Annotated in this window: 6 protein-coding genes, 4 tRNA genes and 2 rRNA genes; 3 read left to right on the top strand and 9 right to left on the bottom strand. The window is 39.9% G+C overall.

Annotated elements, in window-relative coordinates; all coding sequences use genetic code 11:
- Positions 1-264, bottom strand: a 264-nt coding sequence (locus O99_RS06925) for a hypothetical protein (RefSeq protein WP_035006838.1), incomplete at its 3' end; no start/stop codon positions are given.
- A 1,379-nt stretch (positions 265-1,643) separates the two neighbouring features.
- On the opposite strand from O99_RS06925, the gene O99_RS04795 reads away from it, so the two are divergent.
- On the top strand, positions 1,644-2,225 hold the full coding sequence (locus O99_RS04795; RefSeq protein ID WP_035006835.1) for a hypothetical protein: 582 nt from the start codon (positions 1,644-1,646) through the stop codon (positions 2,223-2,225).
- A gap of 1,060 nt (positions 2,226-3,285) precedes the next feature.
- Here the strand turns inward: O99_RS04795 and O99_RS04790 are convergent.
- The 3 genes from O99_RS04790 to rplU form a co-directional block, all read right to left on the bottom strand.
- Positions 3,286-3,375, bottom strand: a tRNA-Ser gene (locus O99_RS04790).
- Positions 3,376-3,443: 68 nt separating this feature from the next.
- A complete protein-coding gene (rpmA, locus tag O99_RS04785; RefSeq protein WP_035006833.1) occupies positions 3,444-3,713 on the bottom strand; it encodes a 50S ribosomal protein L27 in 270 nt (89 codons plus the stop codon).
- 12 nt (positions 3,714-3,725) lie between these two features.
- Positions 3,726-4,205 (bottom strand): 50S ribosomal protein L21, encoded by a 480-nt coding sequence (rplU, locus tag O99_RS04780; protein ID WP_035006831.1) that lies wholly within the window; start codon positions 4,203-4,205, stop codon positions 3,726-3,728.
- Positions 4,206-4,494: 289 nt separating this feature from the next.
- Here rplU and O99_RS04775 point away from each other — a divergent pair.
- A tRNA-Ser gene (locus tag O99_RS04775) sits at positions 4,495-4,584 on the top strand.
- A 76-nt stretch (positions 4,585-4,660) separates the two neighbouring features.
- On the opposite strand, the gene O99_RS04770 is transcribed toward O99_RS04775, so the two are convergent.
- On the bottom strand, positions 4,661-5,428 hold the full coding sequence (locus tag O99_RS04770; RefSeq protein WP_035006829.1) for an N-acetylmuramoyl-L-alanine amidase: 768 nt from the start codon (positions 5,426-5,428) through the stop codon (positions 4,661-4,663).
- Between the two features lie 801 nt (positions 5,429-6,229).
- Between O99_RS04770 and O99_RS04765 the strand changes: the two genes are divergently transcribed.
- Entirely contained in the window at positions 6,230-7,327 is a 1,098-nt protein-coding gene (locus tag O99_RS04765) for a TIGR04086 family membrane protein (protein WP_035006828.1), read from the top strand.
- A 444-nt stretch (positions 7,328-7,771) separates the two neighbouring features.
- On the opposite strand, the gene O99_RS04760 is transcribed toward O99_RS04765, so the two are convergent.
- The 4 genes from O99_RS04760 to O99_RS04740 form a co-directional block, all read right to left on the bottom strand.
- A tRNA-Met gene (locus O99_RS04760) sits at positions 7,772-7,848 on the bottom strand.
- An 88-nt stretch (positions 7,849-7,936) separates the two neighbouring features.
- Positions 7,937-8,051, bottom strand: a 5S ribosomal RNA gene (rrf, locus tag O99_RS04755).
- A gap of 87 nt (positions 8,052-8,138) precedes the next feature.
- Positions 8,139-10,949: ribosomal RNA gene (locus O99_RS04750) — 23S ribosomal RNA — on the bottom strand.
- 527 nt (positions 10,950-11,476) lie between these two features.
- A tRNA-Ala gene (locus tag O99_RS04740) sits at positions 11,477-11,552 on the bottom strand.
- Positions 11,553-11,829 lie beyond the last annotated feature (277 nt).

Genomic DNA, 11,829 nt, shown 5'->3' with positions numbered 1-11,829 from the left:
CTCTTTAACGTAATATCTTTCCTTTAATCGATTCTTTAAAGACTTAACAACATGCTCCATATAACGTTTATCTCGTTCATCACGTTCACCAAGAGCTAAACTTCTCTGTATCATATCTAGATCTGAAGCTAATATTTTCGGATCTCCAGAAACACGCTCTGCTAACCTCCCAATTTCTTTTCGGCTTTCGACAGAATTCGTTATTTTACTTGTTACAACATTTTCTTCTTCAAATGTAGGATTAAAAGTTGAATTTTCTGCCATGTCTTTCCTCAATAAATTGTATAAGGCGACTTATTAATAATCAAAAATCGAATTTGAGCTTAAAACTGCCTTTATTATAATCAATCTGTTTTTTATTAATCTTGATTACCTTATTTGTAAACTATCTTTTTGCAGAAATAAGTATTCACTTTGTTTTTTATGCTTTAAAATTCGTCTTTCCAAATTTGGACTGATAACAATAAAGTTTTTTCTCTCCAGATATATTAAAGAAGAGCCAGTATAGAATGCATATTTAATTGTACATCCACTGAGGCAAGATGCAGCATGCACATCAGCCTCACGTTCGAAAAAGCGCAACGGTCTCTCAACAGAAGCATATTCCCATAAAGGATCCATGTGCTCCATAACTCTGCACGTTATCCTTCTCCTTCTTCATGCAAAGTTGCTATCAGCGTTTACCAAGCTGTATCCTTAACAGACTCGATCTCATCAACCCAACTCCGCAAAAATCAACCTATCAATTTGATAGCCGCGACATTACAATCAAACCCACAAAACTGAAAATCTATACGATCATCTTTCGACTGAATCGATGACTCACCTCGCTTATAATAAGCCCTTTAAAAATCATAGGATTCTACCGCAGATTTAATTTCTTCCAAAAACTCTCATCAAGAGAATTCTAAAACTAACGAGCGTACAGAATAGTGCCAGAAATCCACCCATCATAAACTGACAACTCTTTAAACAGCTATCAAACAAAGAAGCTGATCTTACCCAATTCTCTACCTCCCCAAGCTATACAAACCAATATCTTACCTGTAAAATAGGAATAAGCTTAAGAACAATCTTAATTCGCCATGTCATCATTAAACAAAGAAGCTATTGCTACACACCCTATCATTTTATAGCATAACTATTTTTATCCATAACCTGTAACGATAAAACCTTGCCAAGAAGAGATAAATAAACGACTCTGCAACTGACAGCTTGTTTTTCTAAATGAAGAAATACCATCATTCTTTATTTTCTGCATTCTCAGCGGCTTTAATCACGGCCTCTTTCAAAATATGCGTAATATTATTCGGAATGCTTTTGACACGGCCACGTCCCGCTTTTGGCAGATTGCGCTTAAGGGGTATTTTGGAGTCTAAGGTGTATTTCTGATATCAGAAATACACCCTATAGATAATAAAAAAGCTGTATTTGCAAGAAATACAGAATCAATACACTCAGTTTTAGAGACAACACGACTAAATGGAATAAAGTCATTCAATACTAAATAAAGCATACTCTCAACATCAACACAAAACACTAAACATTGTGTTTATATCTCAATTTACCCCTCTAAACGCTAACTACGCATAATTGTATCAGCTAAACGAATCGATTATGTAATAGAAAAAAGGGGGAGTATCATGATACACATCGTCAGATTTATAATTTTATTATCTACTTTCATATTATTTGGATGTACGAATGTAGATAATTTAGATCAATATGATGCACTCTACGAAAAGTATGTGAGCACAAAATACGAAAATTCCGAACATGCTGACAAGATGCAAAAAGCATCAGAATATATATACTCTCGTGGTTACGATGATTTCTTTTCAAGATTTCATCCCGTGCGCCACCGTCACATACTTATGACTTTGTGTGGGCGTTATGCAAACTTATTACAAGGTGATTATAATAAAGAGATGGCATGGGCAAATTTACCAACACACATACACACGCTACGCTATAATTATAACTGGAAAGAAAATATTTTCGTTTTGGCGCAAAAAACGTCCAATGAACTTACAAACCCAATGTTTCAGTATGCAAAAAAGTTCCTTACTTCTCCTAATGGCATGACTCCAAAAACACAAATAGCAGATCTAATATCGACAATAGATGCAGCAATTACTATGCCTTCTTATGGTGAACTGATTAAAAAGGTACCGCAATTTTGTACTGACATTCAAAGAGTATATAATATAATGGAGTCTTTTTAGCATCATTTATATAGATGCATAAAGAAATGAAGGAATATCGATAGCTTGATGAAGACTTCATTGATAATCACAGAGGAGCCTGTTTCTACTCTTTTCACGATGGACTTCCTATATCGAAAGCACGTGATTGATCACAATGAACCACCTATATTGTCTATAATCTTGTTCCTACAAATGAAACAATAAATCTGATATTCATCAAAACTTCCTCCCTTACAATAGAAAAAATAACTGGTATTTTCGTAATATATGTAAAATGCCTCTGGTGATAAAGTCAGCACGAGGAATATTCCTTTTTGATCATAAACCGAAGCTGCATCAAGCTATATAGATCAGATTTTGCTCCGCTTTATTAACAAAAGTTCTCGATTAATAGACTCAACATCAAACCACTCTATATCCTCGTCGGCAAAATCTGCTGAAACATCATATTGGCCAACAATTCACCAAGAAGTTTAGCTAAGAAACACCTATGATTTCATAACCAAATGCCTCTTATCAAGCGCTAAACCACCTTTAATATCTTCAGCAAGATGAAAATATCAAGGAATGCAAGCAATATAGAAAGCATAACTGCCCCTCAAACTTTCCATAATTTTATTATAGACGTAAAATATGCTCTCTCAATTTTATAGACCAAAGACTACTATTTTTAGCTTCTTACCTTTTACAAAAAATATTTCTGTAGAGCATTCAGAGTACTGCACACTGAATTGACAAAATGGTTCTATTAGAAAATAAAATATTTATGCGTGAGAAAAATGGAAATAAGCTCGTTAAAGAAAGTTTTGGCAATTTATTGCGTAAAACAGGCAATGCAGTGGATATTTAAAATCAATTCAGGAATGAGAAATCAGCAGCAATACGTCCTGCTAACGTTGGTGTTACAGTTTCCGAAATGGAAGCAATCTTTATTAAACAAAAGAGAGCATAGCATTGCCCTACATGCAAATGTCTAAGAAAACAAAGAGAAGCCATTTAAAATGAAGGATAGAACAGAAAAAACAGAGTAAGATCAAAAGTCCCTAGCCTTTAGATAACACATGATTTTATTGATATTTGGCGGAGAGAGAGGGATTCGAACCCTCGATATGGTTTCCCATATACACGCGTTCCAGGCGTGCGCCTTCAACCACTCGGCCACCTCTCCAAAGGCTTACACTCTACCTGTAGAGAAATAACGTGCAAGCTTAAATCCTATATATGTTTATATCTTGCTTATTTTGCAGTTTCTGCCATAGGAATAACTGAAACATAAGAACGGTTACTTGCTTTTTTGCGAAAAGAAACTATTCCATTTGAAAGAGCAAAAAGAGTGTGATCTTTTCCAATACCAACATTATCACCAGGATGCCAACGTGTACCACGCTGACGAACAATAATGTTTCCAGCAATAACGGCTTCCCCACCAAATTTTTTAACGCCAAGACGTTTTGATTCCGAATCGCGGCCATTGCGCGAAGAACCTCCTGCTTTTTTATGTGCCATAACTGTCTTCCTTTAATTCTTTTCACCTTTTGATACCTTGGAAGCTACCTTTTTTGTCGTAGCCTTTTTTTCAGACGTTTTTTTAGCAGTTTTGCTAAGAGAAGCAGAAGCTTTCGTTTCTTTTGATTCTTTTACTTTCTTGTTAACGGGCTTTTCAGCTATTTTTTGCACTTTGGAAGCATCACTTAAGACTTCTAAAATACGCAACGTTGTCAATTCCTGGCGATGACCACGAGTACGCTTTGAATTTTGACGACGACGTTTTTTGAATGCAATAACTTTACGCGCACGGCCCTGCTCTACAATTTCAGCCGTCACCAAAGCGCCCGCAACAACAGGCGTACCAACAGTCATGTTATCGCCTTCATGGAGCATCAATATATTGTTTAATTCAATAACACTTCCCACATCACCAATAACTTTCTCAACTCTTATGACCTGGTTTTCAGCAACACGATATTGCTTACCACCAGTTTTAATGACTGCGAACATTTTTTATCCTTTCGTTCGATCCAGCTCTTATTTTACTTTATCAACAGAGAAAATAGGCTGCTTTTTATCAGTCTTAATGGTTTCAAAAGGTATAGAAAACACCTACAAAACACAAATATGCGCAAATTACTTCACGCTCAAACGTAAATATATATGATAGAATTTCTATTCTATGTCAAGAAAAGCCCATTAAAAAGCAAAAAAAGAACTTGTATTCGAAGAAATTGGAGATTATCACACCGTCATTAAATTAAACAAGATAGATAGAATTTATTGTATCCTAAGATATGGAGAGATGGCTGAGTGGTTGAAAGCACCGCACTCGAAATGCGGCATAGGGGTAACTCTATCGGGGGTTCAAATCCCTCTCTCTCCGCCAAATATCAATAAATTAACCCCCTCAACTCACTGTTATCGTAATCGCAAATATTTGAATGAAAATGAACTAAATTATTTTAAGAAAAATATTTGTCTACCAATGCATAAAGAACCGCTGCTGTTTCGGCATCCAAAATCCCATCATAATTGCTTTGCCGGAAATGAAGCTGAAATGCTCGGATTAATGCCTTATATCCATCTTCTGTTTTTGCAATTGAAGTATCATACCCATATTGCTTAAATTTAGCAATAATATCCGCTTTAGCAGGAAGACTCTTACAGAATTGCGCTTGATAGCAATTCTTCAATTCATCATCATACCACGCTCCTACACCTACTGTATAAAGCTCTTTCCATGGAAAAGCTGCACCTGGATCGCTTTTTCTAACAGGAGCAATATCACTATGACCAACAACATTGATTGGCGTAATATCGGGATAACGTTGTAGAATATTTAATGCAAGTTCTTTAACCGCATCAATTTGCATAGGATTATAGGGAGGAAATATAGGCATTCCATTCATATCATCAGTCACCACACTGACTATTTCAATTCCAATAGATGTATCATTCAGATTGCTTCTCCCAGCCCATGAGCTAACACCAGCATGCCACGCACATTCATTTTCATCAACCAAATTAAAAATACGCATATCTTTAAATCCCGCTTCAATATACGTTTTCTCCAAAGGATCAGGAACAAGATAATGTGCGCTAACCTTAGTACCTGTAAGAATTGCAACCGACTGTTTAAAATCAATTGCAGTGTAATGCATAACGAGAAAACGAACACGACGATTAAAGCTTTTTACAGAACGATAACTATTGTAATCAATCTGATACATAATAAAACTCCTCCTTTTTGTTTAATCGACTCATACATTGCGCAATCACAATAGACTGAGTACAATGCTAGGATTTGTGCTACTCTTGAAAATTGATTACAGCTTCACACTTAATATGCTTAGTTTTGAAAGCAATTAAATAACCTAAATTACACCCACTACTAAAAGTAGATTTCTCTATACAATCACGGAAAAGCTCTCAAAACTCCCCCCTACATTCCCGCTTGGCACAAAACTGCACCATCTATTTTTCTATTATTTATCTAAATAACACAGCTTACAGCTAAATCTCTACACGGAATTCTCAGCGATCGTTTGAGCATAGCCAAAATAAAATAACATGCATCCATTTGAAATTTCTTTTAAAAAAACTTCATGACTATTTTTTGACTATTTTAGTAAAAAACATTTTTTTGGAACGTTTGGATGAAAGTAGTCATTTTACCAAATGAACGTATATTTCTTATTTGATATTTAATTATTGTATATTTGGATTATTTTTCTGTTATCTGTTGCTTACTTTAAAATGCTCAGCGAGTTGACAGTTTTTGTTTTTTTTTCATTTTTATGTTTTTTTGTATGGTTTCTCCTTTTGAAGAAGTCTGAGCAATATTGTTTGTGTGATTTTCTTTTTTCACAGTGCGGAGTGAGATAGGCTATACTTGCTGCGTATTATTTTGTCTCCTTCTTAAGCTTTTTAGCATTTTGATTTCAGTTTGTTTTTTCCTTTTTTCATTTTTTTTGGAACTTGCATTGGTTTTTCTCATTTTAAGTTTAAGAATTATTGAAGGAGAGAGAGATATGGAAACGCGGATCCCAACGAAGCATCCCTTAGAGCGACATTTTACAGGCGAATTTTCTTTAGAGACGGAGAGTTGTCACTATAGACCGTCTGTTTTATCTTGGTCCTCGATTTTTGCTGGATTACTAACGCTTTTAGCAACATCGGTTTGTTTTTCATTTTTGTTAGCAGCCTTAGGCTTAAACCAAATGACCTTTTTTTCTCCCTTTTCACTAGAGAAGAGTTTTCTCTCTGTTGGGGTGAGTTCAATTTTTATTTTTTGTCTAAGCTTTGGTCTTGGAGGTTATGTTGCTGGTCGTTTTTCGGATCACTCAGGAGCGCTTCACGGTTTTTTGACCTGGGCCCTTTTTATGCTTTTGGTGGCGCTCCAAAGTGCAATTTTACTTTCTGGCGCGGCTCATTTAGGCGCTAAGACTGTTTCAGGAGTTGCAACAACAACGAAACAAGCGATCAGTGATTTTAGTTCAGAAGGTGGCAAACTTGTTCCTCTCACAGACCGTAAAAATTTTGAGGATTTTTTCAACGATAAAAGGAATGCTCTGTTTGATTTTAACAAACTCAGCAATGACTTACAGGCACTTTTAAATAAAAGTGATATTCCAGCCCTCAATCCGGACAATCTCTATAACGCTTATAGAGAATCAGTCAAAGACCTTCGTTCTACCATCACATCTTTTAAGAATGATCCTTCTAACTATCGTCTTTTGGTTAAACAACTCGGCGAACGCCTTTCGGATCGTGTTAAAAAGCTGAACACCCAGATTGATCGTCGCGATGTCATCCATCAGCTGATAAACAATGGACTATCACAAGCTGAAGCAGAAAATACTGCAGAACGTGCGATTGATATTTATCAAACAGCGAACAAAAAAACTAAAGAAGCTATTCAATCACTGAACAAACAGGTAGAAGCTCTCTCGCAGAATGCTCCTACTCATAAAGGAGCCCAAAACAGTTTTGCAATTGCGGATAAAGCCATAAGCACAGCTTCTAAGATTGGATTGTGGAGTTTTTTTGCGAGCCTTCTTGGTGCTGTAATTGCCAGCATTTCTGGATATTATGGTCATAGGAGACGGTCTTATTCTTACACATTGTAAAATTTCGATTTTGAGACAAAAGAGGCTGATCAACCTTTAAGAACTCTACAAAGTAAAAACGGACGTCTCATCTGAGACGGATCCTCTTCCCGCTTCTCTCTTGACGTCTCGGTACATTAATTTGAAGCGACCTGGGTATTTTCCCTCATGATGCACCATGCCATCAAAACGGACGTCTCATCTGAGACGGATCCTCTTCCCGCTTCTCTCTTGACATCTGGCATATTGATTTGAAGCGACCTGGGTATTTTCCCTCATGATGCATCATGCCTTCAAAACGGATGTCTCACCTGAGAAGGATCTTTTTCCAGTGGTTTTTTATTATTCCCCCAACAACACCGCTCCAAAGAGGAAGGAGTCTTTTTTTGTGTTGGATCGCCTACCGATCTCTTGTCGCGTTTATTTTAAATAATATTTTATGATACAAACTTATTGATCCGAGACTGGTTGCGGGGGCAGGATTTGAACCTGCGGCCTTCAGGTTATGAGCCTGACGAGCTACCGGGCTGCTCCACCCCGCGTCACGGAAGAATTGTCGCAGAAAGGATACGACGATTTTTAGATATTTTTTTGAAGAGTGTTGAAGAATTCTTTCTATGCGCTTAGCAGACCTGGCAGCGACTTACTCTCCCGTGCCTTAAGACAAAGTACCATCAGCGCTGGAACGTTTCACGGCCGAGTTCGGGATGGGATCGGGTGCAGGCGCTCCGCCATAACCACCAAGTCAGCGAAAAGCATAGAAAGGAAAGAGAAGTTGTCTTATTGCTATTTTAATTTGTTTTGTTTTTTTAAATGAATAGAGGGAATGAGAACGATCAAGCCTATCGAACGATTAGTATCAGTAAGCTTCATATGTTACCATACTTCCACACCTGACCTATCAACGTGGTGGTCTACCACGGTTCTCAGGGAATACTCGTTTTCAGGTGGGTTTCCCGCTTAGATGCCTTCAGCGGTTATCCCGTCCGTATATAGCTACCCTGCTATGCGGCTGGCGCCACAACAGGTCCACCAGAGATACGTCCATCCCGGTCCTCTCGTACTAGGGACAGATCCTGTCAATATTCCTACACCCACGGCAGATAGGGACCGAACTGTCTCACGACGTTCTGAACCCAACTCACGTACCGCTTTAAATGGCGAACAGCCATACCCTTGGGACCTGCTCCAGCCCCAGGATGCGATGAGTCGACATCGAGGTGCCAAACAACCCCGTCGATATGGACTCTTGGGGGTCATCAGCCTGTTATCCCCGGCGTACCTTTTATCCGTTGAGCGATGGCCCTTCCACACGGGACCACCGGATCACTATGACCGTCTTTCGACTCTGCTCGACTTGTCAGTCTCACAGTCAGGCAGGCTTATGCCATTGCACTCAACAAACGATTTCCGACCGTTCTGAGCCTACCATCGCGCGCCTCCGTTACTCTTTAGGAGGCGACCGCCCCAGTCAAACTACCCACCATACACTGTCCTGGATCCGGATAACGGACCGCAGTTAGACATCCATGTCGATAAGGGTGGTATTTCAAGGACGACTCCACAAAGGCTTGCGCCCCTGCTTCAAAGTCTACCACCTATCCTACACATATCGCCACAAATGCCAGTGTAAAGCTATAGTAAAGGTGCACGGGGTCTTTCCGTCTAACCGCAGGAACCCCGCATCTTCACGGGGAATTCAATTTCACTGAGTCTACGTTGGAGACAGCGGGGAAGTCGTTACGCCATTCGTGCAGGTCGGAACTTACCCGACAAGGAATTTCGCTACCTTAGGACCGTTATAGTTACGGCCGCCGTTTACTGGGGCTTCAATTCAATGCTTGCACATCTCCTCTTAACCTTCCAGCACCGGGCAGGCGTCAGACCCTATACATCGTCTTGCGACTTTGCAGAGCCCTGTGTTTTTGGTAAACAGTCGCTACCCCCTGGTCTGTGCCACCCTTTAACGGTTGCCCGCTAAAGGGTCACGCTTCTTCCGAAGTTACGCGTGCAATTTGCCGAGTTCCTTCAACGTAGTTCTCTCAAGCGCCTTAGTATTCTCTACCTGTCCACCTGTGTCGGTTTCGGGTACGGTCTATACGTGGGAGCTATTTCCTGGAATTCCTTCACTGCAAGATCAATCCAATAAGACCTTACAATTTACGCAATCCGTCACTTCCCACAGGTCCACGAATATTAACGTGGTTCCCATCGACTACGCCTTTCGGCCTCGCCTTAGGGGCCGACTCACCCTGCTCAGATTAACTTTAAGCAGGAACCCTTGGACTTTCGGCGAGGGAGTCTCTCACTCCCTTTATCGTTACTCATGTCAGCATTCTCACTTCCGATACCTCCAGGAGCTCTCACGAGTCTCCCTTCACAGGCTTACGGAACGCTCCGCTACCACTTACTCATAAGAGTAAATCCACAGCTTCGGTGTATGGCTTGAGCCCCGTTACATTTTCGGCGCAAAGACCCTTATTTAGACCAGTGAGCTGTTACGCTTTCTTTAAATGATGGCTGCTTCTAAGCCAACATCCTGGTTGTTTTGGGATCCTCACATCCTTTCCCACTTAGCCATAACTTGGGGACCTTAGATGGTGGTTAGGGTTGTTGCCCTTTCCACGACGGACGTTAGCACCCGCCGTGTGTCTGCCAGTTATTTCTTCCAGGTATTCGGAGTTTGGTTAGGTTTGGTAATCCGGTGAGGACCCCTAGCCCATCCAGTGCTCTACCCCCTGGAGAATAAAACTAACGCTCTACCTAAATAGATTTCGCGGAGAACCAGCTATTTCCGAGTTTGATTGGCCTTTCACCCCTAGCCACAAGTCATCCCAATCTATTGCAACAGATACGGGTTCGGCCCTTCAGTAAGTGTTACCTTACCTTCAGCCTGCTCATAGCTAGATCACTCGGTTTCGGGTCTAATCCAACGAACTGAACGCCCTGTTCAGACTCGCTTTCGCTACGCCTACACCTATCGGTTTAAGCTTGCTCGTTAGACTAAGTCGCTGACCCATTATACAAAAGGTACGCCGTCACCCAGAACGTATCTTGGGCTCCGACTGTTTGTAGGCATTCGGTTTCAGGTTCTTTTTCACTCCCCTTGTCGGGGTACTTTTCACCTTTCCCTCACGGTACTGGTTCGCTATCGGTCATGCACGAGTACTTAGGCTTGGATCGTGGTCGACCCATATTCAGACAGGATTTCACGTGTCCCGCCTTACTCAAGGACTTAAATCAGATTTACGTATACGGGACTATCACCCTCTTTGGTTTGATTTTCCAATCAATTCTACTTTTCTTAACTTAAGCCACTGGCCTGGTCCGCGTTCGCTCGCCACTACTAACGGAGTCTCTTTTGATGTCCTTTCCTACAGGTACTTAGATGTTTCAGTTCCCTGCGTTCGCTTCTTACACCCTATTTTATTCAGGTATAGATACCTTATTTGTGATTACTAGAAAATTAAACCGCTTTTATGAAAGCAGCTTAATTTTCTAGCAATCTAAGGTGGGTTGCCCCATTCGGAAATCTACGGATCAAAGGGTATTCGCACCTCCCCGTAGCTTATCGCAGCGTATCACGTCCTTCTTCGCCTGTGCATGCCAAGGCATCCACCAAATGCCCTTAAGACACTTGATCATTCTCATTGCCAATATTCATTTATCAATTCGTCTATGCACAATCATCGAGATAAAATTGATTTAAAAATCATGCAATCTCTATAATCAGCACACAAAACAAAAATATCAGCAGAAAAGACCAACTTCTCGAGATATATTCAATGGCACGGTTAAGTTGCCAATCATTAAGCAAGGAATTTGAGCGTTTCCTTGCGACACATTATTCTACTCAAAAGATTTCCTCAATGAAAAGGTCTTGTTCTTTTGTCCTTATAAACTCTCACTTGAGTGTATAAATTAAGCTCTCTTCTACAAGAGAAAAAAGCCTCTATGTTTGAACAAGTCCCAACAGAGCTTTTTAAAGCTATGCTGCATTTTAAAAACCTTCTTTTTAGCCATCCATCCTTTAAAAATTTCTTTTACCAGGACAGAAGGAAGCAAAAAATGTCTGAATATACCTTCTTCTTCACGATTTCAATAGAACAGGCAAAGAGATTACTTCATCTCTTGCAATAACTATTCTTTTAACAATGATGATGAACCATATGGTGGAGCCGGACGGGATCGAACCGACGACCCCCTGCTTGCAAAGCAGGTGCTCTCCCAGCTGAGCTACGGCCCCTAAAACAGCTAAAACTCCCTCACATCTTGCTCTTTTAAAAACGCTATATTCTAAAAAACAGAGGCTTTTTAAAACAAACAGAGACACAATATTGGCCTGCTCTTTTCCCTGTTTTGTCCCTTATTGAAAAGGAGAGACAATACTTTCTCACGAAGGGTCCAAATTTCTCATGAAGAGTTCATTGCTCTAGAAAGCTTTAAGTTTCTATGGAGGTTCTAAACACTTTTAGAAAAAATTGATTGAGGCAATAAATTCTTTTAAGGAATTATCCAAAAAG

It is taken from the genome of Bartonella rochalimae ATCC BAA-1498, from assembly GCF_000706645.1.
Taxonomy (GTDB): Bacteria; Pseudomonadota; Alphaproteobacteria; order Rhizobiales; family Rhizobiaceae; genus Bartonella; species Bartonella rochalimae.
The sequence above is the reverse complement of the archived record's forward strand: the minus strand, read 5'-3'. Positions and strand labels throughout refer to the sequence as shown.

Bases quoted from the DNA above. Each gene is read 5' to 3' on its own strand.
- O99_RS04765 (WP_035006828.1), top strand. From the start codon at position 6,230: ATGGAAACGCGGATCCCAACGAAGCATCCCTTAGAGCGACATTTTACA.
- O99_RS04795 (WP_035006835.1), top strand. From the start codon at position 1,644: ATGATACACATCGTCAGATTTATAATTTTATTATCTACTTTCATATTA.
- rplU (WP_035006831.1), bottom strand. From the start codon at position 4,205: ATGTTCGCAGTCATTAAAACTGGTGGTAAGCAATATCGTGTTGCTGAA.
- O99_RS04770 (WP_035006829.1), bottom strand. From the start codon at position 5,428: ATGTATCAGATTGATTACAATAGTTATCGTTCTGTAAAAAGCTTTAAT.
- rpmA (WP_035006833.1), bottom strand. From the start codon at position 3,713: ATGGCACATAAAAAAGCAGGAGGTTCTTCGCGCAATGGCCGCGATTCG.